The 22,404-nt window shown below is 69.5% G+C and carries 17 protein-coding genes; 10 read left to right on the forward strand and 7 right to left on the reverse strand.

The features are described from left to right. Positions 1 to 3: 3 nt before the first annotated feature. The gene (locus JI739_RS12610; RefSeq protein ID WP_201684266.1) at positions 4 to 4,032 is read right to left on the reverse strand and encodes a YhdP family protein; all 4,029 of its coding nucleotides are present in this window, start codon (positions 4,030 to 4,032) and stop codon (positions 4 to 6) included. A 24-nt stretch (positions 4,033 to 4,056) separates the two neighbouring features. Between JI739_RS12610 and glnE the strand changes: the two genes are divergently transcribed. From glnE to JI739_RS12630, 4 genes are read left to right on the forward strand one after another with little or no spacing between them, the layout of a single operon-like run. Further along, complete coding sequence (gene glnE, locus JI739_RS12615) at positions 4,057 to 6,822, forward strand: bifunctional [glutamate--ammonia ligase]-adenylyl-L-tyrosine phosphorylase/[glutamate--ammonia-ligase] adenylyltransferase (RefSeq protein ID WP_201684267.1); 2,766 nt, start codon at positions 4,057 to 4,059, stop codon at positions 6,820 to 6,822. Positions 6,823 to 6,872: 50 nt separating this feature from the next. Next, positions 6,873 to 8,315: an efflux transporter outer membrane subunit gene (locus tag JI739_RS12620; RefSeq protein WP_201684269.1), complete on the forward strand. Its 1,443-nt coding sequence runs from the start codon at positions 6,873 to 6,875 to the stop codon at positions 8,313 to 8,315. Beyond that, positions 8,312 to 9,502, forward strand: a complete 1,191-nt coding sequence (locus tag JI739_RS12625) for an efflux RND transporter periplasmic adaptor subunit (protein ID WP_201684271.1) — start codon at positions 8,312 to 8,314, stop codon at positions 9,500 to 9,502. The genes JI739_RS12620 and JI739_RS12625 overlap by 4 nt, the downstream gene beginning before the upstream one ends. An 18-nt stretch (positions 9,503 to 9,520) precedes the next feature. Further along, positions 9,521 to 12,616, forward strand: a complete 3,096-nt coding sequence (locus JI739_RS12630) for an efflux RND transporter permease subunit (RefSeq protein WP_201684272.1) — start codon at positions 9,521 to 9,523, stop codon at positions 12,614 to 12,616. Here JI739_RS12630 and JI739_RS12635 read toward each other — a convergent pair. The 3 genes from JI739_RS12635 to JI739_RS12645 form a co-directional block, all read right to left on the reverse strand. Further along, positions 12,613 to 13,107: an adenylyltransferase/cytidyltransferase family protein gene (locus JI739_RS12635; protein ID WP_201684274.1), complete on the reverse strand. Its 495-nt coding sequence runs from the start codon at positions 13,105 to 13,107 to the stop codon at positions 12,613 to 12,615. The genes JI739_RS12630 and JI739_RS12635 overlap by 4 nt on opposite strands. Next, positions 13,107 to 13,970, reverse strand: coding sequence for a ferritin family protein (locus JI739_RS12640; RefSeq protein WP_201684275.1), 864 nt, complete (start codon positions 13,968 to 13,970; stop codon positions 13,107 to 13,109). The genes JI739_RS12635 and JI739_RS12640 overlap by 1 nt, the downstream gene beginning before the upstream one ends. Positions 13,971 to 14,307: 337 nt before the next feature. After that, positions 14,308 to 14,922, reverse strand: a complete 615-nt coding sequence (locus tag JI739_RS12645) for a glutathione S-transferase N-terminal domain-containing protein (RefSeq protein WP_201684276.1) — start codon at positions 14,920 to 14,922, stop codon at positions 14,308 to 14,310. A gap of 115 nt (positions 14,923 to 15,037) precedes the next feature. Here JI739_RS12645 and purB point away from each other — a divergent pair, with 115 nt between their 5' ends. After that, entirely contained in the window at positions 15,038 to 16,417 is a 1,380-nt protein-coding gene (gene purB, locus JI739_RS12650; RefSeq protein ID WP_201684277.1) for an adenylosuccinate lyase, read from the forward strand. 10 nt (positions 16,418 to 16,427) lie between these two features. Continuing rightward, positions 16,428 to 16,988 carry a YaeQ family protein gene (locus tag JI739_RS12655; RefSeq protein WP_201684279.1) on the forward strand — a complete coding sequence of 187 codons (561 nt, stop codon included), beginning with the start codon at positions 16,428 to 16,430 and terminating at the stop codon, positions 16,986 to 16,988. Between the two features lie 7 nt (positions 16,989 to 16,995). Here the strand turns inward: JI739_RS12655 and JI739_RS12660 are convergent, their stop codons facing one another. Further along, on the reverse strand, positions 16,996 to 17,394 hold the full coding sequence (locus JI739_RS12660; protein ID WP_201684280.1) for a DUF3717 domain-containing protein: 399 nt from the start codon (positions 17,392 to 17,394) through the stop codon (positions 16,996 to 16,998). 57 nt (positions 17,395 to 17,451) lie between these two features. Here JI739_RS12660 and JI739_RS12665 point away from each other — a divergent pair, with 57 nt between their 5' ends. Next, the gene (locus JI739_RS12665; RefSeq protein ID WP_201684281.1) at positions 17,452 to 17,805 is read left to right on the forward strand and encodes a phage holin family protein; all 354 of its coding nucleotides are present in this window, start codon (positions 17,452 to 17,454) and stop codon (positions 17,803 to 17,805) included. Here the strand turns inward: JI739_RS12665 and JI739_RS12670 are convergent. Further along, positions 17,773 to 19,266: a M48 family metalloprotease gene (locus JI739_RS12670; protein WP_201684282.1), complete on the reverse strand. Its 1,494-nt coding sequence runs from the start codon at positions 19,264 to 19,266 to the stop codon at positions 17,773 to 17,775. The two genes, JI739_RS12665 and JI739_RS12670, sit on opposite strands and share 33 nt — an antisense overlap. Before the next feature lie 30 nt (positions 19,267 to 19,296). Here JI739_RS12670 and moaC point away from each other — a divergent pair, with 30 nt between their 5' ends. From moaC to JI739_RS12685, 3 genes are all read left to right on the forward strand, one after another. Next, positions 19,297 to 19,794 (forward strand): cyclic pyranopterin monophosphate synthase MoaC, encoded by a 498-nt coding sequence (moaC, locus tag JI739_RS12675; protein WP_201684283.1) that lies wholly within the window; start codon positions 19,297 to 19,299, stop codon positions 19,792 to 19,794. Positions 19,795 to 19,814: 20 nt separating this feature from the next. Next, positions 19,815 to 20,417 (forward strand): pilin, encoded by a 603-nt coding sequence (locus tag JI739_RS12680; RefSeq protein WP_201684284.1) that lies wholly within the window; start codon positions 19,815 to 19,817, stop codon positions 20,415 to 20,417. 62 nt (positions 20,418 to 20,479) lie between these two features. Continuing rightward, positions 20,480 to 21,418 carry a glycosyltransferase family 2 protein gene (locus JI739_RS12685; RefSeq protein WP_201684285.1) on the forward strand — a complete coding sequence of 313 codons (939 nt, stop codon included), beginning with the start codon at positions 20,480 to 20,482 and terminating at the stop codon, positions 21,416 to 21,418. Here the strand turns inward: JI739_RS12685 and JI739_RS12690 are convergent. Then, positions 21,366 to 22,331, reverse strand: coding sequence for a glycosyltransferase (locus tag JI739_RS12690; RefSeq protein ID WP_201684286.1), 966 nt, complete (start codon positions 22,329 to 22,331; stop codon positions 21,366 to 21,368). The two genes, JI739_RS12685 and JI739_RS12690, sit on opposite strands and share 53 nt — an antisense overlap. Positions 22,332 to 22,404 lie beyond the last annotated feature (73 nt).

Raw genomic sequence — 22,404 nt, forward strand, 5'->3', positions numbered from 1 at the left:
TGCCTAGCTCCCTTGCGCCATGGCGGCGCGTGCGTTCGCGTCCCGCGCCAGGCGGGACTCCTGGCGCCGCACGCGGGTCACGCGCGGGTCGCTCCAGGTGCCGTCGACATGGAATTCCTGCGTGGCCGCCCGCATGAGCGGCTCGCGCAGGAACATCTGGGCGAGGAAGGTGCCCAGGCCGATGGCGGGGTTGATGACGGTGGCGACCAGCGACGCCGTGCCGGCGTTGATCTCGGGCACCACGATCACCCGCAGGTCCTGCGTCTCGCGTGCCAGGTCGGCGCTGCCGTCCATCAGCACCGCGGCATTGACGCCCTTCATCTGCAGGTTGTTGGTGCTGGCGACCCCCTGCTCGATCTTCATGTGTCCGCGCACGAAGTCGAACGCGAAGCCGTCCGAGAATACATCGCGGAAATCCAGGGACAGGCGGCGGGGCAGGGACTGCAGGCTCAACACCCCCAGCAGCTTGGCCGGGCCGGGTTCGGCCTTGAGGAACTGGCCCGCCTGGATGCCCACGTCGACCTCGCCGGTGAGGCTGGGGTAATCCAGCGCCAGCGGAGACCCCATCCAGGCGACCTCGCCTTCGAGCTGGCCCCTGCCGCGACGGATCACGTCATGCATGCCCAGCCGCGACAGCAGCGCGCCGGAGTCCGAGATGTCGAGCTTGAAGTTCATCGCCGTGCGCCGGCGTTCGCGTGCGCCGGCGCGCGCGGGGGCCCAGTTGCCGCTTGCGCTGAACACGGCCTCGGGCATGGACAGCCGCAGCTTGTTCAGGCGCCACTCCGGCGCTCCCGCGGCCGTGGTCGTTCCGCGGTTGGTGGCCTCGATCTCCAGCCGGCCGAGCCGGCGGCCGCGCAGCTCGAAGTCGTCGACCACCACGTCGAGCGCCGGAATGCTGGAAGGCTGCTGGTCGAGCAGCGACTCGACCTCGTCGGTATGGGAGGCGGCGATCGACAGCCGGGCCAGCCGGGCCAGCACCCGCCCCGGGTTGCCATCGGACGGCTGGCGGTATTCGACATAGCCACCGAGTTGGTCGGCGTCCACGTTGGCGCGCCAGACCGGTCCCTCGCGCGAGCCGCCCACCACCACCTGGTCGAGCGTGCGGCCCTGCATCTTGAGCTCGCGCGCCCGCACGGCCAGGATGGTGGGAAGGTAGTCCGACCCCGCGGCGCCGCCGGCGGACGCTTCCCGCGAAGCGGGACCGGCCGCGGGCGCCAGGCCCGACAGGGCCTCCTGCCAGGCGTCCAGGTTCACGCTGTCCAGACGCACGTTGGCCAGCACGCCACGGGCGGGCAAGGGCGCCGATTCGCCGGCACCCAGGCCCACGCCGATCGCCCCGCGCAACACCCGCGCCTGCGGGCCCGACACGTCACGCTCGAAAACCGCCAGAACCAACTGCCCCAGTCGCACCGACACCCGGTCGGTGGAGGGCGCACCCGGCAGCGCCCTCACGCCCACGTGCACCGGCAGGGCCGCCTCGGCCGCCTTGGCCAGGGGCGCCGGCAGGTCCAGTGCCAGGCCCTGGAGGTTGCTGTCGATGCCGAGGTCCACCCCGCTGTCGCGGATGTCGATCAGCGCCGTGTAGGCCGCGCTGCCGCTGGCGCGGCGCGCCAGCCGGGTCACCGCCCCCAGCTCGGCGGACCCGGCAAGGCCCTCGGCACTGGCCGTGCCCTGCAGCCGCAGCTGCACGGGTGCCTCGGCGGCGCTGGCGGCCGCACGGGTGCCGCCATCGATCCGCACCTCGCCGCCCAGGGCCCGGGCCTGCGCGCCCGCGATCGAGAACCCGCCTTCGTGGAAGGCCACCGTGCCCCGTGTGCGCGACAAGGCCGGCACATCGGGCCGCAGGCGCAGCTCGTTGCCGGAGAGAACGACGCTCCCCTGCACCTTCGAGTCCGCCAGATGCGCCAGGGGCAGCGCCAGCCGCAACCGCACATCCGCCGGGCCGTCCACCGAGGCTTGCGCCAGCGGCTGGCCGACCCAGGCCGCCACCGGCATGGCGTTGAAGACGGCCACCGATTCGGCCAGCGGCCCGCGAACCAGCCCGGTGACATTGACCGTGCTGCTGGAGAAGTCGGGGATGCTGGCATCGGCCTGCACCAGCAGCCCCGGGAATCCGGCGAACCGTCCCTGCGCGCCGCGGACGAACATGCCGTTGCGCTCGAACAGCAGCTCGCCCGAGAGCTGCGCCAGCGTCGGCCACTGGCCCTCGGCGGAGGGCGCGACCGCTGGCGGCGCGAAGGCATAGGTCAGGTCGCGCACCTTGGCGCTGATGCGGAATTCGCCCTGGCGCGGATCAGCGAAGGGGAAGTGGTGCAGGTCACCACGGACACGGATGCGCCCATCGCTGATGCGACCACCCTGCACCGATGCGCGCACGTAGTCCAGCGTGCCTTGCCCGATCGAGAGCGGCAGGTAGCGCACCACGCGGGCGCCGTCGGCCTGCGTGATCGCGATGTCGAGGTCGAGCAGGCCGGGTTGGTCGGGTCGCCTGGCTTCTGCGCTGCGCCAGCTCGCCTGGCCGTGCGCCCGCAGGTCGGCGTTGCGCAGCTCCATCCCGCGGGCCTCGACGTTGAGGCGCCCGCCGGCGATGCGCCACTGCAGGTCGGTGGCCAGCTGCTCGATGGGCACCAGGGGCTCCTGCAGGATGCCGGCGAGGTCCACGGCCCCGCCCTGGACCCGCACGCGCGCCTTGCCGCCCGTGTCGGAGGCGTCGAACTCGACATCGGCCCCGCGCACGCCCGGCACCCCGCCGCCGGCGGCCAATGCCAGCTGCGTCGCCCGCCCGCTCGCGCTGTACCGTGGGCCACCCGCGGCCAGCTGCCATCGGGCCTGCAAGGACTCCACCGCGCCCGAGGGCGCATGGCGCGCCAGCAGGGTCTGCCATCGCGCATCGACAGGCAGGTGGCGCGCCAGCTGGGCGACCGCGCCGATGTCCAGCCGATCGGCGCCCACGCTTCCGTGGGCCGGCTGGCGGCCCAGGGCCTGCTGCCAGTTCAAGCTGACATCGCCGCCCGGCCAGCGCGGTCCGCCTTGGAGCTGGAACCGGAGGCGGCGGGTCTGCAGGTCGAAACCCCGAGCGGTCCAGTGGCCGTCGACACGACCCGACAACGCGTCCAGCGCCAGGACCGGCCGATCGGGTGCGAACCGGGCCCGGACCTGCCGCAGGTCGACATCGGCGGCTCCACCGACCGCGCGCCCCTGCTCGATGTCGATCCAGGCGCGCAGGGCGCCGCGCGCGTCCCGCAGCGACGCGCCCCAGCCGGTGTGATCGCGCAGCCGCGACAGATCCAGCGAGGCGACATCCGCATGCAGCTGCCCGGTCCAGTCGCTCCATCGGCCGGGATGCACCGACCACAGGGGCTGGCGGAACACACCGCTTACCTGGAAACGGCTGCCCCATTCGGGCGGCGGGGTCGCATCGAGCCGCATCGAATGACGGCGCGCGCTGTTGCGGCTGACGAAGCGGATGTCGCTGAGCGCCAGCGCCGGCGATGCCGGGCGCGTTTCGTCCACGAAGCGCAGCAGGCCACCGAGCACCAGCACCTCCTTCTGGCGAAAGAACCAGTCCGCCGCGCGATCGTCCTCGCCGCGCTCACCGGACAGCTCCAGCCCCGCCACCTGAAAGCGCCCGTCGGGCATCCTGCGAACCTCGAGTTCGGGGCTTTCGATGACCAGCTGCTCGAAGCCGAGGTTCCACAACGAGCGCGGCGACACCGCCGCCACCACCCGCGCCAGGCGCAGGGCTTCGCGGGCCTGGGCATCGTGCAGGACCACGTCACGCAACTCCAGGGTGGGCATCAGCCCGTCGCTGCGGGCGGAGACAGACCCGATGCGAACCGGAACCCCCAGCGCCCGCGTGGCCTGCATTTCCAGGCGCGGAGTGAGCTCTCCGATGCGCGGCACAATCCACCCGTGCAACGCGCCCCAGGCGAGCGCGAGCACCACCCAGAACGCGACCAGCAGCCACCACAACGCGCTGGCAAGGGCAGAAAAAACGCGCAGCGCGCGCGAAGGCAGCAGCGAATCGTTCATGGAAACTCTGAAGTGGCAGGAATTATGAGCCCCGGTGCCAACGCCGATCCCGAGCAGCCTCCAGAGGTCCTGCCACCCCAAGGCCTTTCATCACAGCCGCTGTCCGGCCATTCCAGGCTGGTGCAACGCCTGCGCCGACGCTACGGCGACGACCTGGGGCTGCTGCCTCCGGGCGCTCCCGTGCGTGAGAGCTTTCGCATCGCCTTCGAGCGCCTGTGCGCGCGCGGCGAGCCGACCGCCACGGCGCTGCGCATCGTGCGCCAGCTCACGCTGGAACGCCTGGTGGGCCTGGACTGCGACCACGGTGCCCCCCTCGAGACCGTGACCACTGCCATGACCGAGCTGGCCGAGTTCGCGCTGGACCAGGCCTGCCTCGAGAGCTTTGCCCAGCTCGACACCGTCCACGGCGAGCCCCGCGGCGAATCGGGCGAACGCGCCCGGCTCTGGGTGGTGGGCATGGGCAAGCTCGGCGCCCGCGAGCTCAACGTGTCCAGCGACATCGATCTCATCTATGTCTACGACCACGACGGCGAGACCACCGGCGTCGACGGGCGCGCACGCATCACCAACCACGAATACTTCGGCAAGGCGGTCAAGCTCGTCTATGGGCTGCTGGGCGAAACCACCGAACACGGCTTCGTCTTCCGCATCGACCTGGCGCTGCGCCCGCATGGCAATTCGGGCCCGCAGGCGATTTCACAGGGCGCGCTGGAAGACTATTTCCAGGTGCAGGGCCGCGAGTGGGAGCGTTTCGCCTGGCTCAAGAGCCGCGTGGTCGCGCCGCGCGCCGCCATCGAGGACGGCAGCGCCCAGGCCCTGCGTTCCAGCGTGCTGCCCTTCGTGTTCCGCCGCTACCTCGACTACAACGTCTTCGAGTCGCTGCGCGACCTGCACCGGCAGATCCGCGAGCACGCGGCGCGGCGTGCGGCCGGGCGGCCCGAGCGGGCCAACGACGTCAAGCTGTCCCGCGGCGGCATCCGCGAGATCGAGTTCACGGTGCAGCTGTTGCAGGTGGTGCGCGGCGGCCAGTTCCCCGAGCTGCGGACCCGCCCCACCCTGGACGCGCTGCAGCGGGTGGCGGCCGCCGGGCTGATGGCGCCCGAAACCGCGAACGACCTGGCGGCGGCCTATGTGTTCCTGCGGCAGGTCGAGCACCGTATCCAGTACCTGGACGACCAGCAGACGCATGTGCTGCCCATGGCCTGCGATCCACAGGCCGACGGGGACCTGAACTGGATCGCGCGAACCCTGGGCTTTGGCGATTGCTGCGACTTCCTGCGCGAGCTGGACCGCCATCGCGAGCTCGTGGCGCAGGAGTTCGACCGCCTGCTCGGCGGCGCCGACAGCTGCAAGGGCTGCCACAACGGCCGGCGGACACCCACGCTCGACTTCGAAACCCTGCTGGCGGAACTGCCGGGGCGCCTGCGCGAGCGCCTGCAGGGCTGGCGCGAGCACCCGCGCGTGCTGGCGCTGCGTGACGATGCCCGGGGCCGACTGCTGCGCCTCGTCTGGCGCACCGCCCAGTGGCTGCAGGAAGGTCGGGTCACCGAAGACGCTGCGCTGCGCATGGCCGACTGGATGGAGCCGCTGCTGCGGCGCGAAAGCTACCTGGCGCTGCTGCTGGAGCGTCCCGGCGTGCACGAGCGGCTGCTGCGCCTGCTCGGCGCCGCCCGGTGGCCGGCGCGCTACCTGCTCAAGCACCCGGGGGTGATCGACGAGCTGGCGGGTGAGGCGTTCCTGGACGAGCGCTTCAGCCCCGCCGACTTCGAGCGCGAGCTGGACGAGCGCCGCGCAGCCCTGGCCCGTACCAACGAGGACGACGACGAAGCCCTGCTCGACCTGCTGCGCCGCGCGCACCACGCCGAAGTCATGCGAACGCTGGCGCGCGACCTGGAGGGCCGGTTGACGGTGGAGCAGGTGGCGGACGACCTGAGCGCGCTGGCCGATTCGGTGCTGCGCGTCACCGCGGCCTGGGTCTGGCAGCGGCTGCGCAACCGCCACGACGAGCAGCCGCATTTCGCGATCATCGGCTACGGCAAGCTCGGCGGTAAGGAGCTCGGCTACGGCAGCGACCTGGACATCGTGTTCGTCTTCGAGGATCCGCACGAGTCGGCCCCGGAGACCTATACCGCCTTGGTGCGCAAGCTGATCAACTGGCTGACCACCAAGACCGGCGAGGGTGACCTGTTCGAGATCGACACGGCGCTGCGGCCCAACGGCAACTCGGGCCTGCTGATCACCACGTTCCAGGCCTATGCCGACTACCAGCAGAACCGCGGCAGCAACACCGCGTGGACCTGGGAGCACCAGGCCATGACGCGCGCCCGCTTCATCATGGGCGAACCCACGCTGGCGCCTCGCTTCGACGCCGTGCGGCAGGCGGTGATCACCGCGCCGCGCGACCAACACGCACTGCGCCAGGAAATCGTCGCCATGCGCGAGAAAGTCCGCGCCGCACACCCGGTGCGCGGCGGCGGCTTCGACATCAAGCACAGCCCCGGCGGCATGGTCGATGCCGAGTTCGCGGTGCAGTACCTGGTGCTCGCCCACGCCGCCACCCACCCGGAGCTGATCCCCAACGTGGGCAACATCGCGCTGCTGCAGCGCGCCGAGGCCGGTGGGCTGCTGCCGCCGGAGGTGGGCCAGGCCGCCGCCGCCGCCTACCGCAGCCTGCGGCGGGTGCAGCACCTGGCGCGCCTGAACGAGCAGCCGACGCAGGTCGAACCCGCCCAAGTGGCAAAGGAACGGGCAGCGGTGCTGGCGTTGTGGAACGCCGTCTTCACCGGATGAGCCGCGGCGCTGGCGCCACAATGGCGCCCGACCGCTAAAGGAGCAGCTTGATGAAGAGACTTCGGCTGGTCGCGTTGCTGCTGCCGCTTGGCCTGGGGGCCTGCACGCCATTGCGGCCGCCGCCGATCGAGCCACTGCCGGCCTTCGAGGCGCCACCGCAATGGGCAACCCCGCTACCGCATGGCGGTCGCGTGGCGGACCTGCAGGCGTGGTGGCGGCAACTGGGCGACCCGGTGCTGACGCGACTGCTCGAAAGAGCTCAGCGGGAAAGCCCCAGCCTCGACGCCGCCCTGGCCCGGCTGGAACAGGCGCGGGCCGCGCGCCGCAGCGCCGAGGCGGCCCTCCTGCCGACCCTGGACGGCAGCGCCGCCCTCAGCCGTGGCAATGCCCAGCCCCCACTGCCCCTGGCCACCACCGCGCAGGTGGGTGTGCAGGCCGGCTGGGAGATCGATCTGTTCGGCGCCCGCCGCGATCGCGTCGACGCGGCCCAGGCCCGCGTGCGCAGCGCCGAGGCCGGCTGGCACGAGGCCCGGGTGTCGGTGGCCGCCGAAACCGCCGCCAGCTACTTCCGGCTGCGCGCCTGCGAAATGCTCCTCGGGGTCGCCGAGGCCGATCTGCGCTCCCGCGCCGAGACCGCCCGCCTCACCCAGCTCAGCCAGCAAGCGGGCTTCACGCCCCCCGCCACGGCCGCCCTGGCGCGTGCCAGCCGTTCCGAAGGCGAGGTGCGCCGGGCGGTGCAACGCGCGCAGTGCGAAACCGAGCGACACGCGCTTTCCGCGCTGACCGGCGTGCCGGTCGCCGAACTGCGGGCCGACCTGGCCGAGCGCCAGGTCCCGGTCGGCGCCGAGCTGTTCACGGTGTCCGCCCTCCCTGCCGAGGTGCTGGCGCAGCGCCCTGACCTGTACCAGGCCGAGCAGGCCATCGAGGCGGCGCGCGCCGAGATCGGCTCGGCCTGGGCCGACCAGTACCCGCGAGTGACCCTCGGCGGCTCCATCAATGCCGGCCTGGTCCATTTGCGCGGCTCAACCACGGACGCGCAGACCTGGACCTTGGGGCCGCTGGCCGTGTCGGTGCCGCTGTTCGACGCCGGCCGCCGCGCCGCCAACCTGGACGGCGCCCGCGCGCGCTACGACGAGGCGGTGGCGGTGTACCGCGGGCGGGCGCGGCAGGCGGTCAGCGAGGTCGAACAGGCCCTGGTCGCGCTGGAGAGCGCTCGCACCCGCAGCGAAGCCGTGCGCGGCGCTGCCCAGGATTTCCGCACCTCCTTCGAAGCGACCGAGGCGCGCTACCGCGCCGGGCTGGCCAGCCTGGTCGAACTCGAAGACGCCCGGCGCAGCCTGCTGGCCGCCGAGACCGCGCTGGCCGAGCTTTACCGCGACTTGCAGCTGGCCTGGACCCGCCTGTACCGCTCCGCCGGCGGTGCCTGGCAGCCAGGCACCGGCACGCCCCTTGCGCAACGCAGCGGCGCCCTCCAACCTGGAACCTCCCCATGACATCGACCGACCGATTTCCCGGCGTCCTCGGGCTCGGGCTCGCGCTCCTGGCGCTTGCGTTGCTGGCCGGCTGCAGCGGCGAGCGTGGCGCCCCAGCGCCCGCCACCGAGAAACAGGCGCCCAGCGCCAATCCGTCGCTGACGGTGAACACCACCACCGCCCAGCGCACCACGGTCGTCGAGACCCTGGCCGCCAACGGCAACCTGGCGGCCTGGCAGGAGGCGATCGTGGGCGCCGAGACCGGGGGACAACGCCTGGTCGAGGTGCGCGTGAACGTCGGCGACACCGTCAAGCGAGGCCAGGTGCTGGCCACCTTCGCGCGCGAAACCGTGAACGCCGAGGCGGCGCAGGCCCGCGCCGCGCTGGCCGAAGCCGAAGCCGCGGCGGCCGACGCCAAGGCCAATGCCCAGCGTGCCCGCAGCCTGGAAGCCACCGGCGCCTTGTCGGAGGCGCAGATCAACCAGTACATCACGGCCGCCCAGACCGCCGAGGCGAGGGTCCAGGCCGCGCGGGCGGCGTTGCAGGCACGCGAGGTGCGCCAGGGACAGCTGCACGTGGTGGCGCCGGACGACGGCATCATCTCCAGCCGCACGGCCACGGTGGGCGGGGTGGTCGGATCCGGCACCGAACTGTTCCGGCTGATCCGCCAGGGCCGGCTGGAGTGGCGTGCGGAGGTCACCGCCAGCGAGCTCGGGCGCCTGCGGCCCGGAACGCCGGCCCAGGTCACCGCCGCCAGCGGCGCGCAGCTGCAGGGGCGGTTGCGCACGATCGGCCCGACCGTCGATCCCCAGACGCGCCAGGCCCTGGTCTACGTCGACGTGAAACCGAGCTCCGGCGATGGCGGCAAAGCGCTCCCGGGGATGTTCGCGCGCGGCGTGTTCGAGCTGGGCAAGCGGCAGGCGCTCACGGTCCCGCAATCTGCCGTGGTCGTGCGCGAGGGCTTCTCGTACGTGATACGACTGAACCCGGACAACCGGGTCACCCTGCTGCGCGTGCGCACCGGCCAGATCGTGGGCGACCGCATCGAGATCCTGGAGGGGCTGGCGCCGGATGTGCGCATCGTCGCCTCGGGCGGCGGCTTCCTCAACGAAGGCGACCTGGTCCGCGTGGCGGAGCCGCCGTCCGCTGCGGCCACCGGCAATGGTCCGGGCAACGGCGCCGTGAACGGCCCGGCGGCAGCCCGCTGACGGCCACGGAGATCGGAGATGAACGTTTCCGCCTGGTCCATCCGCAACCCGATTCCGGCAGCCATGCTGTTCGTGTTGCTCACCTTCGCCGGCCTGTTCGCTTTCCAGGCGATGAAGGTGCAGAACTTCCCCGACATCGACCTGCCCACCGTCAGCGTCACCGCCACGCTGCCCGGCGCCTCGCCGGCGCAGATGGAGACCGACGTCGCGCGCAAGATCGAGAACCGGCTGGCGACGCTGCAGGGCATCAAGCACATCTACACCCGGGCGCAGGACGGCCTGGCGCTGATCACGGCGGAATTCCGCTTGGAAAAGCCCACGCAGGAGGCGCTGGACGACGTGCGCTCGGCGATCTCGAGCATCCGCTCGGAGCTGCCTTCGGACCTGCGCGATCCGGTGATCCGCAAGCTCGACCTGGCGGGGCAGCCGGTGCTGGCCTTCACCATCGCCTCGGCGCGCATGGATGCCGAGGCGTTGTCCTGGTTCGTCGACAACGAGGTCTCGCGCAAGCTGCTCGCGGTGAAGGGCGTGGGCGCGGTGACGCGGGTGGGGGGCGTCACGCGCGAGGTGCAGGTGGCGCTCGACCCGCAGCGCTTGCTGGCCCTGGGCGTGACCGCGGCCGACGTGTCCCGCCAGCTGCGGCAGATGCAGCTCGAGGTGGCCGGCGGCCGCACCGAGCTCGGCAGCGGCGAGCAGCCGGTGCGGACCCTGGCCACCGTACGCACGGCCGACGAGATCGCGCAGATCCGCGTGCCGGTGTCGGGTGGTCGGTCGGTACGCATCGCCGACGTGGCCACCGTGACCGACACCCATGCGCAGCCCCGCTCGGCGGCGCTGCTGGACGGGCGGCCGGTCGTGGGTTTCGAGGTCGCGCGCAGCAAGGGCGAGAGCGAGGTCGAGGTGGGCGCCGGCGTGCAGGCGGCGCTGGCCGAACTGAAGGCGGCCCATCCCGGTATCGAGCTGACCCAGGCCTTCGACTTCGTCACCCCCGTGCAGCAGGAGTACGACGCCTCGATGAAGCTGCTGTACGAGGGCGCCATCCTGGCGGTGCTGGTGGTCTGGCTGTTCCTGCGCGACGGGCGCGCCACCTTCGTATCCGCCGTGGCCCTGCCCATGTCGGTGCTGCCGGCCTTCGTGGGCATGTACCTGCTCGGGTTCTCGATCAACGTGGTGACGCTGCTGGCGCTGTCGCTGGTGGTGGGCATCCTGGTCGATGACGCCATCGTGGAGGTGGAGAACATCGTGCGCCACCTGCGCATGGGCAAGACACCGCTCCAGGCCGCGATGGAAGCCGCCGACGAGATCGGCTTGGCGGTGATCGCGACCACGTTCACGCTGGTCGCGGTGTTCCTGCCGACGGCCTTCATGAGCGGCATCGCCGGCAAGTTCTTCAAGCAGTTCGGCTGGACCGCCGCGCTGGCGGTGTTCGCCTCGCTGGTGGTGGCGCGGATGCTCACGCCCATGATGGCCGCCTACATGCTCAAGCCGATGCCGCCTGCCGAGCGCGAACCGCGCTGGCTGGGCGCCTACCTGGTGGCCGCACGCTGGTGCCTGCGCCACCGCATCAGCACCATGGTGCTGGCCACTTTGTTCTTCTTCGGCTCGGTCGCCTTGATCCCGCTGCTGCCCACCGGCTTCATTCCGCCCGACGACAACTCGCAGACCCAGGTGTACCTGGAGCTTCCGCCGGGCGCCACGCTCGCGCAGACCCGCGACGCTGCCGAACAGGCGCGCGCCCTGATCACGCGGGTGCCGCACGTGGAGAGCGTCTACACCACCATCGGCGGCGGGACGGCTGGCGCCGATCCCTTTCTGCCGAGCACCAGCGAGGTACGCAAGGCGACACTGACCGTGCTGCTGTCCGAGCGCCAGCAACGCCCGCGCAAGCAGCCGATCGAAAACGACATCCGGCGCGCCCTGGAGCCTCTGCCCGGTGTCCGCACCAAGGTCGGCCTCGGGGGTTCGGGGGAGAAGTACATCCTGGTGCTGTCCGGCGAAGATCCTCAGGCCCTCACGGCGGCGGCCCGCGAGGTCGAGCGCGACCTGCGCACCATCCCGGGCCTGGGAAGCATTTCATCGACGGCCAGCCTGGTGCGGCCCGAGGTCGCGGTGCGACCCGACTTCGCCCGGGCCGCGGACCTGGGCGTGACCACCGCCGCCATCGGCGAGACGCTTCGCATCGCCACCCTGGGCGACTACGAGGCGGCCCTGCCCAAGCTGAACCTGGCGCAGCGCCAGGTGCCCATCGTGGTCAAGCTCGAGACCTCGGCGCAGCAGGACCTCTCGGTGCTGGAGCGGCTGCAGGTGCCGGGAGCGCGCGGACCGGTGATGCTCAAACAGGTGGCTCAGGTCGAGTACACCGGCGGGCCCGCCGTCATCAGCCGCTACGACCGCTCGCGCAACATCAACTTCGAGCTGGAGCTTTCGGGGCTGCCACTGGGCGACGTCAAGGCGGCCGTCGAACGCCTGCCCTCGCTGCAACGGCTGCCGCCGGGCGTACGAGTGGTGGAGGTCGGCGATGCCGAGGTGATGGGCGAGTTGTTCGCAAGCTTCGGCCTGGCCATGCTCACCGGGCTGACGTGCATCTACATCGTGCTGGTGCTGCTGTTCAAGGACTTCCTGCACCCGGTGACCATCCTGGCGGCCCTGCCGTTGTCGCTGGGCGGCGCGTTCGTCGGGCTCCTGCTGGCCGGCAAGAGCTTTTCGATGCCTTCGCTGATCGGGCTGATCATGCTCATGGGGATCGCCACCAAGAACTCGATCCTGCTGGTGGAGTACGCGATCGTGGCCCGCCGCGACCACGGCATGAACCGACTGGACGCGCTGCTCGACGCCTGCCACAAGCGAGCGCGGCCGATCATCATGACCACCATCGCAATGACCGCGGGCATGCTCCCGATCGCCGTGGGCTGGGGTGCGGCCGATCCGAGCTTCCGCTCACCCATGGCCATCGCCGTGATCGGCGGCCTGATCACGTCCACCGTGCTGAGCCTGCTGGTGATCCCGGTGGTCTTCACCTATGTCGACGACTTCGAGCACCTGGTGCGCCGCGGCGTGCGGCGGCTGCGCGGCCGCAAGGCCGACGCACCGCCCGTGCCTACCCCTGCGCCCTAGCCCGCCCGGACCCGCTGGACGAAAGACGTGGTCGAGTACCCCTCGACGAAGGGGATGGCGAGCGAGCGGCCACCCCAGCCCTCGACCAGTGCCGTCTCGGCCAGTCGCCGCATGTCGTAGTCGCCGCCCTTCACGTAGATGTCGGGCCGCAACTCGGACAGCAGTTGCACCGGGGTGTCTTCGTCGAACCAGGTGACCAGCCCCACCGACTCGAGGGCGGCGACCATCACCGCGCGATCCTGCTCGTTGTTCAATGGCCGGTCGGGTGCCTTGCCCAGTCGGCGCGCGGACGCGTCGGTGTTGAGGGCGACCAGCAGGCACGCCCCCAGCTCACGCGCTTGCGCCAGGTAGGTGACGTGACCGCGGTGCAGGACGTCGAACACGCCGTTGGTGAACACCAGCGGCCTGGGGAGACGGCGCGCCGCAGCGGCCGCCTGGTCTCTCGGAACGATCTTGCGCAGGAACGCGGCGGCGGCGTTCGCGTGCGGCATCAGGCGGGGCTGGGGGTCGCGTCGGCAGGCTGCTGCATCGCGGCCAGCATCTCCTTGCGATAGCGATTGAGCTCCTGCACGCTCTTGAAGCTGCGGTTCATCAGCAGGCTCATGTTGTGCAGGATGCGCTCGATGACCTTGTTCTCCCACTGCAGGTCGAACTTGATCTGCTTGTCCAGCCAATGCTCGAGCCACTCAGGATCGGGCAGGCGGCTCTGGATGGTGTCGCGCGGGAACAGGTCCTTGTTCACGTGCAGGTTGGTCGGATGCAGCGCCTGCGCGGTGCGGCGAGCACTGGCCATGAGCACGCCGATCTTGGCGAAAGCGGCCTTGGCCTCGCTGCCGAACTTGTTCACCGCGCGCTTCATGTAACGCAGGTAGGCGCCGCCATGCCGCGCCTCGTCCTGGCTCAGCGTCTGGTAGATGTGCTTGATGACGGGCTCGGTGTGCCATTCGCTGGCCCGCCGGTACCAGTGATTGAGGCGGATCTCGCCGCAGAAATGCAGCATGAGCGTCTCGAGCGCCGGGGCGGGCTCGAACTCGAAGCGGATCTCGTGGAGCTCCTGCTCGGTGGGCACGAGGTCCGGTCGGAAGCGCTTGAGATACTCCATCAGCACCAGCGAATGCTTCTGCTCCTCGAAGAACCAGATCGACATGAACGCGGAAAAGTCGCTGTCGTCACGGTTGTCCCGAAGGAACATCTCGGTGGCCGGCAATGCCGCCCACTCCGTGATGGCGTTCATCTTGATGGTCTGCGCCTGTTCGTCGGAGAGAAGGGAACCGTCGAACTGGCTCCAAGGAATGTCCTTGTCCATGTCCCATCGGACGGACTCGAGTTGTTTGAAGAGTTCGGGGTAGAGCATGGTGGGTCCGAAAGAAGATCGCCGCAATTTTAAGCGGCACCCCTCGCCGCAGGGGCGAGCAGGGCCATGCCCCGCACGGAGCATGCTGGCCTACAAACTCTTACGCTTGCCCAGCCGCCAAGGGGAACCGCTGGCTGATGGGCGGTATCCATGATGGCTTGGGAGCAGGACCGGTGACTCGATGACCCGTTTCCTGCCGCGGAGCCTTCCAGGTCCTTGGACCCGGACGCAATCCTGGGGCGACTCTTCTCCTCCTCCCTCCCTCCCTCTTCGCTCTGGGGCGCTTCGCGGCGTTTTTATGCTGCGGGCAGCCGTGCCGCAAAGGCCGGCTGCTTTTTCACGAGGGCCGGGTTTCGGTGAAGCTCGGGCGCTGCATCAGCTTGTCGTGCAGCTTGGCCAGGTTGGGATGGTCGGCTCGCCAGTCGATCTGCGGAAACCGGAAGTCGAGATAACCCAGCGCGCAGCCGATCGCGATGTCGGCCAGGGTGAGGTGAATCCCGGTGCAAAACGGCTTGTCGCCAAGGCCCAGGCTCATGGCGCGCAGGCTGCTGTCGGTCTTGTCGAGTTGCCGGTCGATCCAGGCCTGGCTGCGCTCGCCCGGCTGGCGTCCGGCCCAGTGGTCTTCCAGGCGGGCCAGCACCAAGGCATCGAGCACGCCGTCGGCCAGCGCCTCCCAGGTCTTGACCTCGGCACGCTCACGGCCCACCACCGGAATGAGCTTGCCCACCGGCGAAAGCGTGTCGAGGTATTCGACGATCACGCGTGAGTCGAACAGCGCCTCGCCGCCTTCCATCACCAGGCATGGCACCTTGCCCAACGGGTTGGATTGGCTGATGGTGGTGTCGGCGGCCCAGACGTCTTCCAGCACGAGTTGGTAATCCAGCTTCTTTTCGGCCATCACGATGCGCACCTTGCGCACGTAAGGGCTGGTGATGGCTCCGATCAATTTCATTGGGGAGGGGCTGGCGCGACCTGTTGAACTGCCGGCGATTCTAGTGTCCGGCCCCCGAACTGCCCCGCCTGGCTGGGGCCGGGGTGGTTGGAAGGCGACACCTACAATCCGGGCCATGACGCTCTCCACCATCGCCGCGCTGTCGCCGCTGGACGGCCGGTATGCGGCCCGGCTGGCGCCGCTTCGTCCCCTCATGAGCGAGCAGGGCTACATGCACCGCCGCGTCCAGGTCGAGGTGTGCTGGTTCATCGCGCTGTCCGACGCCGGATTTCCCGAGTTCAAACCCCTCTCGCCGGGGGCCCGCACCTATTTGCTGGGCCTGGTGCGCAACTTCTCCGAGGCCGATGCGCTGGCCATCAAGGAGATCGAAAAGACCACCAACCACGACGTGAAAGCCGTGGAGTACTGGCTCAAGTCGCGCTTCGAGGCCCGGCCCGAACTGGTCGCCGCCGCCGAATTCGTGCACTTCGCCTGCACCAGCGAGGACATCAACAACACCAGCCACGCGCTGCAGCTCAAGGCCGCGCGCGAGCAGGTGATCCTGCCGGCGCTGGACGACCTGGTCGAGCGGCTGCGCGGCATGGCCCACGCGTACGCCGACGTGCCCATGCTCAGTCGCACCCACGGCCAGACCGCCAGCCCCACCACGGTGGGCAAGGAGGTCGCCAACGTGGTGATGCGCCTGGCGCAGGCGCGCGAGCGCATCGCCGCGGTGCGCCTGCTGGGGAAGATGAACGGTGCGGTGGGCAACTACAACGCGCACCTGGCGGCCTTCCCCGGCTTCGACTGGGAAGCCTTCAGCCGGAAGGTCATCGAGACGCCCGAGCCCACCGGCCTGGGGCTGGCGTTCCAGCCTTACAGCATCCAGATCGAGCCGCACGACTACATGGCCGAACTGTTCGATGCCGTGGCCCGTGCCAACACCATCCTCGTCGACTGGTCGCGCGACGTCTGGGGCTACATCAGCCTGGGCTACTTCAAGCAGAAGCTGCGCGAGGGCGAAATCGGTTCGTCCACCATGCCGCACAAGGTCAACCCGATCGACTTCGAGAACGCCGAGGGCAACCTGGGCCTTTCCAATGCGCTGCTGCGGCACCTGTCCGAGAAGCTGCCGATCTCGCGCTGGCAGCGTGACCTGACGGATTCCACCGTGCTGCGCAACATGGGCGTGGCGCTCGGCTACGCGGCGCTGGCCTATCACTCCATGGGCATCGGCCTGTCCAAGCTGGAACTGAACGCCGAGGCCTTGGCCGAGGACCTGGACCAGGCGTGGGAAGTGCTGGCCGAGCCGATCCAGACCGTGATGCGGCGCTACGGCGTCGCCGGCGCCTACGAGAAGCTCAAGGAAGTCACGCGCGGCAAGACCGTCCGCCCCCAGGACCTGCGGGCGCTGATCGAATCGCTGCCCATCCCCGAGGCGGAGCGACAGCGACTCCTGGCGATGACGCCAGGCAGCTACACCGGCCTGGCCGCCGACTTGGCCCGCCGCGCCTGAGCGTCCAGCTGTGGCGCTCAAATCGACCATCTTCAAGGCCAGCCTGCAGCTGGCGGACATCGACCACGGCTACTACGCCGACCATGCACTGACCCTGGCACGCCACCCCAGCGAGACCGACGAGCGGATGATGATCCGCCTGGTGGCGCTGGCGCTCAACGCCCACGAGCTGCAGTCCACCTGCGATGGCGACGGCCAGCTGGCGTTCGGCGCGGGGCTGTCGGATCCGGACAACCCGGACGTCTACCTGCGCGACTTCACCGGCCGCACGCGCCTGTGGATCGAGGTTGGCCAGCCGGAGGACAAGCCGCTGGCCAAGGCCTGCAGCAAGGCCGACCGGGTACGGGTGTATGTGTTCTCCTCGGCGGCGGAGATCTGGTGGCGTGGCATCGAGGGCAAGCTCACGCGCCTGGCATCGCTGGAGGTGTTCCGCATCCCCGCGGAACAGAGCCAGCAGCTGGCTGCCATGGCGGCACGCAGCATGCAACTTCAGGCGACGGTACAGGACGGTGCGTTGATGCTGGGGGATGGGACGCGCAGCATCGACGTGGAGCCCGTGCGCTGGAAGTAGATGGATTTCAGGACCGTTCGCGATAACGGTTGAAGCGCCAAGCGTCACCGTGCAGCGTGATGCGCCGCCAGGTCTGGCGCTTTTCCGCCGGCGTCATCTCCGGCCAGCGCTGCACCTCCTCGAAGCTGCGGCCGCAGCCCTTGCACGACTCGTCCCCCTGGCTGGTGGAGCAGATCGCGATGCAGGGTGTGTCCGGCGTGGTGTCGTACCAGGCCTTCCAGGCGGCATACGCGGCGGGCGGAAAGCCCTTCTCGGCAGCCTCCTCCTCGCGATAGAAAACCATGAGCGCATACACCTCGGCCAGCGCGCGCAACTCGGGCGCGAGCGTCACGCCATCGGGCGACGGCTTGCGCTCGCGCCAGTAGTTGATCGCGGCCTCGATGTCGGTGATGTGGATGGCGGCCATGGCGGGGGTCGTAGGGGACGCGGATGATAGCGCCGGGCTGCTGCTATCCTGCCGCGCATGAAGCTCATCGCGAAATGGTTGCTCAGCGCCATCGCCCTGTTGTTCGTGGCGAACATCTACACCGGGGTAAGCGTGCCCGACTTCACCACGGCCCTCCTGGCCGCGCTGGTGCTCGGCCTGTTGAACATGCTGGTACGGCCGGTCCTCGTCGTGCTCACTTTTCCCGTCACGCTCGTCACGCTGGGCCTGTTCCTGTTCGTGATCAACGCGCTGATGTTCTGGGCGGCCTCGGGGCTGCTGCAAGGCTTTCAGGTGCGCGGGTTCGGGGCCGCGCTGCTGGGGTCGCTGATCTATTCCTTCCTCGGCGTCATCATCGATTCAGCGCTCGAGCGCCTGTTCTCGAAGAAGTGACTCCACCTGCCGCGTGCGGGTGTCGATGATGGACGCCTCGATGTGGTCCGCTCCGCTGCGCCGAGCGAGTTCCTGCGCGGCGCGCAGCCGGTCCATGGCACCCGCATAGTTCAGCCAGGCCACCTGCGCCTCGGCCTCGGCACGCACCGCACGCAGCGCCTGGCCGTCCGCCGCGCTCGCACGCGCCAGCATCTGCCAGGCGGTGCCGTCCTGCGGATGCTCGGCGACCCACGCCTGCAAGGCCTGGGAAGCTTGCCCTGCCCGACCCTCCTTGATGGCGAGCTGGGCGCCAAACAGCAGCTCCGGCCGGGCAAGCCGGGCGGCGCTGGCCAGCGACACAGCAGGGCTGCTGGGTGCGCCCATCACGGCGAATTCCATGGCCAGCAGACGTAGCAAGCGTTGATTCGCTCCATCCGCCCCGAGCAGGGTGCCCAGGCGAACACGCAAGCGTTCAGCCACATCCATTTCGCCGCGCCGGGCGGCGGCCAGTGCGCCGGCGTACACGGCCGGCGTTATGCGCAAAGGGTCGGCCGAGGAAGCGGACGAATTCGCCTCACGTACCAGGGCCGCCAGCGCGTCGGTCCCATGGGTCGAGAGCACCCGGGCCCGCGCGGCCATCAGGGCGTGCTCGAGGTCCGCCGGTGCCGCGGCGCGCTCTTCGAGCACCTGCCGCGACTGCATCTCGGCCATGCGCTCGGTCGTCAAGGGGTGTGTGCGCAGATAGCTCTGCGCCGACCCGGCTTCATTCAGCCGGGCGCTCTGTTGCAAGCGCTCCAGCATCCCGGCAAACCCCTGGGGCCGGAAGCCCGCCTGCGTGAGCACGCCGAAGCCGACGCGGTCGGCTTCCCGCTCCATGTCGCGCGAGAAACTGAGCTGGTTCTGCACGGCCAGCGCCTGTCCGCCGGTGACCACGGCCTTGCCTGCTTCCGGGCTCTTGCTGGCGGCCAGCGCGGCCAGGATCATGGCGCCGATCATCCACGGCGCCTGCTGCTTCTCCCGCGTCATCAGGCGCGAGATGTGGCGCTGGGTCACGTGACTGAGCTCGTGCGCCAGCACCGACGCCAGCTCGTCCCGACTGCCACTGGCGGCGATCAGCCCCAGGTGGACGCCCAGCCAGCCACCGGGCAGGGCGAAGGCGTTGATGCTGCGGTCCTTCCCCAGCAGCACGCGCCAGGCGAAGCGCTCCTCCAGCTCGGGACCCAGATCGCCGCGCTGGCGGGCCGCCGCCATGAGCGGCTGCCAGATGCCCTGGACGTAGTCCATCAGCACGGGGTCGTCGATGTAATCGGGGTCGCGGAACAGCTCGCGGGCGACGCGGTCACCAATGCGGCGCTCGGCACTGAGCGAGATCTCGGTGGCGTCGCCCAGGCTGGGCAGTTGAGCCACGGCGGGGGGCGCCTGCCAGGCCAGGATCAACGCAGCGGCCAGGGCAGCGATGCCGCTGCGACGGGCTCGTATCATGGAACGAAACATCCAGAGGTTCCAGGCAACATGAGTGGACTGACGCATTTTGACGCCCAAGGGCAAGCCCACATGGTCGACGTGTCCGGCAAAGCGGTGACGCATCGTGTCGCCACCGCAAGCGGGCGTATCCACATGCAACCGGCCACTTTGGCGCTGGTGCAATCGGGCACGGCGAAAAAGGGCGACGTGCTCGGCGTGGCGCGCATCGCGGGCATCCAGGCTGCCAAGAAGACGAGCGATCTGATTCCCTTGTGCCATCCGATTCCCCTGACCCGCGTGGCGGTGGAATTCGCCATCGATGAAGCGGCAAGCGCCGTGACCTGCGAGGCAACCACCGAGACGGTGGGGGTGACGGGCGTGGAGATGGAGGCGCTCACCGCGGTACAGGTGGCCCTCCTCACGATCTACGACATGTGCAAGGCGGTGGACCGGGGAATGGTGATGGATGGGGTGCGGCTGATTGAGAAGCGCGGGGGCAAGAGCGGGGACTGGCATGCGCCTGCCCGGCCTGAGTCAGGCGAGTAGGCTCCACGACCGTTGCATGAATGCTCCAGCATGCCGTGACATATTGTTACGGATGCCGGATACTGCGGCTCGAATCCATCTGGCCGCAGCCGAAGTACATGACCCGCTCCCGACCATCCTTATCCAACGGCTTCACGATCGTCGAGTTGCTGATCGTCGTGATGGTGATCGCCATCCTCGGAGCGCTCGCGCTGCCTGCCTATCGGGACAACAGCAACAGGGCCCGGATGTCCGAGGTGCTGCTGGCGACGGCGCCATGCCGACTGGCCGTGAGCGACGGCTGGTTGCGCGAGCTCAGCTCGCCGGGTGCCGGGAACTGGGGCTGCGAACATTCGGTAGGCACCAGCAAGTACGTGGACCGCGTGCAGACCACCCACGACGGCGAAATCCGCATTCGCGTCCGTGGCCTGAATTCGGAGCTGAATGGACTTCACATCTACCTGAAGCCCTACGAAACCGCGACGCCTCCCGCCACCGGCGGAGGCGTCTTCGTCGCAGGCAAGTCGGTGCGTGCGTGGAAGTGCGGTGTCGACGCCAGCGACACCGCATCCCAGGCCCTGATGAACGTGCTGCCGGGATCGTGCCGCGAGCTGATCGACATTCGCGGCACCTGGAGCCCGTAGCAAAACCAGGGCGCGGCCGGCTTGTCCACTGCTAAGCTTCCGGTTTTCGTGCTGCGATTGCGATGAAGACCGTCGTCCTGATGTCCACCTACAACGGCGCCCGGTTCATCAGGGAACAAGTGGCGTCCATCCTCTCGCAGTTGCCGTCGAACGGACTGCTACTGGTGCGGGACGACGGTTCCCGTGACGACACCGTCGACGCCATCGAAGCGTTCGCCGATCCGCGCATCGTCATCGAGCGCGGGGCCAACATAGGGTTCGGCGCGAGCTTCCTCACCCTGCTGTGCCAAGCTCCGGACGACGCCGACCTCGTGATGTTCAGCGACCAGGATGACGTGTGGCTGCCGGGCAAGATCGCTCGGGCCGGGGAGTACCTGGGCACGTGCGGGGACACGCCGGCCCTGTACTGCACGGCGCAGCGCCTGGTCGACGAGTCGTTGGCGGTTCTAGGGACAAGTCCACCATGGCCCCGGGGACCCTCGATGGCGAGCGCCGTCGCCGAAAACATCGTGACCGGCTGCACGGCCGCACTGAACCGCTCGGCACTCGCCTTCCTTAAGAAGGGGGGAATTCCGCGGGAAGTCCGGTTCCATGACTGGTGGATGTACCTGGCCATCAGCACCGTGGGCCGCGTCCTCGTCGACGATGAGCCGACCATCCTGTATCGCCAGCATGGCCGCAACACCATTGGCCGCGGCGCTGGCTGGTGGGGCCGGCATGTGCAGATCGTTCGCTTCCTGATTCGCAACGATTGGGTCGGCATGCTGCTCGGTCAGGTCCATGCGCTCTGGCGGTGCTATGGACCCCAACTCGCCCCGTCCCAACGGCAACTCATCGAGCGCTATTTCTATTTTCAGGAGGGCCGGGCGCATTTCCGCTGGCGATTGGTATTCAGCTTGCAGCGCTGGCGCCAGAGCGCAGGGCAGGAGCTGATGTTCCGCGGCCTGCTCATGCTCCATCGGCTGGGTTGGCGGCCTGAGCCGCGCCAGCCAGCCTGCTGACAACTCGCGACGGCGCCGGACCGTACTCGTTCAGGCAAAAGGATCGCACGCCTTCGAACAGCGCGCGCAGCTTGCGCCCCTTGCAGGCTTCGAACAGCGCCACGGTCACCACCGTCGCCGCCAGCACGGCAACCAGGCGCAGGCACAAGCGCGGCTCGCGCAACCCGTGGGCCGCGACGATCCGCAGGGTGTTGCGCGCCATAAAGTACCGTCGCAGCGCGGAGTGGTTGGTGCTGTGGAGCGTGATCCCCAGCAAGCGATGCCTTCGCAGGTGTCCTAGCGAATGACGGGCGACGCTGCCCGGAGCACGAAGGATGCGCCATCCCGCGAGTCGACAGCGGATTGCGAGGTCGTGGTCGACGCCGTCGATGAACAGCCGCTCGTCCGCGCCGCCGACCCCGACCACCGCCGCCACGCGAGTGGCGCAGCCGGTCGTGATGACGGAATCCACCTCATGCACGCTCTCGTCATGCGACGAGGACGGCTGGCCATAATCGGCGCCGGTCTGGCGGTCGATGAAGCGCATGCCGACCAGCGCTGCGCGGCCAACGACTTTTGGATCGCTCAAGACCAGCCGCATGGCACGCGCGGCGCCCTGAAGAATCTCGGTGTCCTGGTCGAAGGTCCAAAGCCAAGGCACCTCCAGATCGGTTGCCACGGCGAGCGCCTGGTTGATTGCGGTGGCGATGCCGCGGTTGTCGGAGTTGGCCACCCATCGGCATTTCAGAGACTCAGCTATCTTGCGGATTCGCTCCTGCGCCTGGCTGCCGTTGTCGATCACCAGTACGTCCAGGCCCTCGACCCGCAAAGCCGACAGACCCGCAGTGAGCTGGCCGAGATCGGGCTCGTAGCAGATGACCGCTGCGAGCAACGAGGCGCCCGCTTGCGAATCGTCGACGAACTTGCGACCCATGTCCGGAACGGCACTCGCCATCACAGGCCTGGCCTTGCAGGCACAGGAAAGGGCGCCCGGCCGTCGCAATTGC

The sequence above is a fragment of the Ramlibacter aurantiacus genome (assembly GCF_016722895.1).
Lineage (GTDB): Bacteria > Pseudomonadota > Gammaproteobacteria > Burkholderiales > Burkholderiaceae_C > Ramlibacter > Ramlibacter aurantiacus.

What these genes read in the sequence shown, in the direction of transcription:
- JI739_RS12610 (WP_201684266.1), bottom strand. Translation starts at nt 4,032, where the DNA reads ATGAACGATTCGCTGCTGCCTTCGCGCGCGCTGCGCGTTTTTTCTGCC.
- glnE (WP_201684267.1), top strand. Translation starts at nt 4,057, where the DNA reads ATGAGCCCCGGTGCCAACGCCGATCCCGAGCAGCCTCCAGAGGTCCTG.
- JI739_RS12620 (WP_201684269.1), top strand. Translation starts at nt 6,873, where the DNA reads ATGAAGAGACTTCGGCTGGTCGCGTTGCTGCTGCCGCTTGGCCTGGGG.
- JI739_RS12625 (WP_201684271.1), top strand. Translation starts at nt 8,312, where the DNA reads ATGACATCGACCGACCGATTTCCCGGCGTCCTCGGGCTCGGGCTCGCG.
- JI739_RS12630 (WP_201684272.1), top strand. Translation starts at nt 9,521, where the DNA reads ATGAACGTTTCCGCCTGGTCCATCCGCAACCCGATTCCGGCAGCCATG.
- JI739_RS12635 (WP_201684274.1), bottom strand. Translation starts at nt 13,107, where the DNA reads ATGCCGCACGCGAACGCCGCCGCCGCGTTCCTGCGCAAGATCGTTCCG.
- JI739_RS12640 (WP_201684275.1), bottom strand. Translation starts at nt 13,970, where the DNA reads ATGCTCTACCCCGAACTCTTCAAACAACTCGAGTCCGTCCGATGGGAC.
- JI739_RS12645 (WP_201684276.1), bottom strand. Translation starts at nt 14,922, where the DNA reads ATGAAATTGATCGGAGCCATCACCAGCCCTTACGTGCGCAAGGTGCGC.
- purB (WP_201684277.1), top strand. Translation starts at nt 15,038, where the DNA reads ATGACGCTCTCCACCATCGCCGCGCTGTCGCCGCTGGACGGCCGGTAT.
- JI739_RS12660 (WP_201684280.1), bottom strand. Translation starts at nt 17,394, where the DNA reads ATGGCCGCCATCCACATCACCGACATCGAGGCCGCGATCAACTACTGG.
- JI739_RS12665 (WP_201684281.1), top strand. Translation starts at nt 17,452, where the DNA reads ATGAAGCTCATCGCGAAATGGTTGCTCAGCGCCATCGCCCTGTTGTTC.
- JI739_RS12670 (WP_201684282.1), bottom strand. Translation starts at nt 19,266, where the DNA reads ATGATACGAGCCCGTCGCAGCGGCATCGCTGCCCTGGCCGCTGCGTTG.
- moaC (WP_201684283.1), top strand. Translation starts at nt 19,297, where the DNA reads ATGAGTGGACTGACGCATTTTGACGCCCAAGGGCAAGCCCACATGGTC.
- JI739_RS12680 (WP_201684284.1), top strand. Translation starts at nt 19,815, where the DNA reads ATGCTCCAGCATGCCGTGACATATTGTTACGGATGCCGGATACTGCGG.
- JI739_RS12685 (WP_201684285.1), top strand. Translation starts at nt 20,480, where the DNA reads ATGAAGACCGTCGTCCTGATGTCCACCTACAACGGCGCCCGGTTCATC.
- JI739_RS12690 (WP_201684286.1), bottom strand. Translation starts at nt 22,331, where the DNA reads ATGGGTCGCAAGTTCGTCGACGATTCGCAAGCGGGCGCCTCGTTGCTC.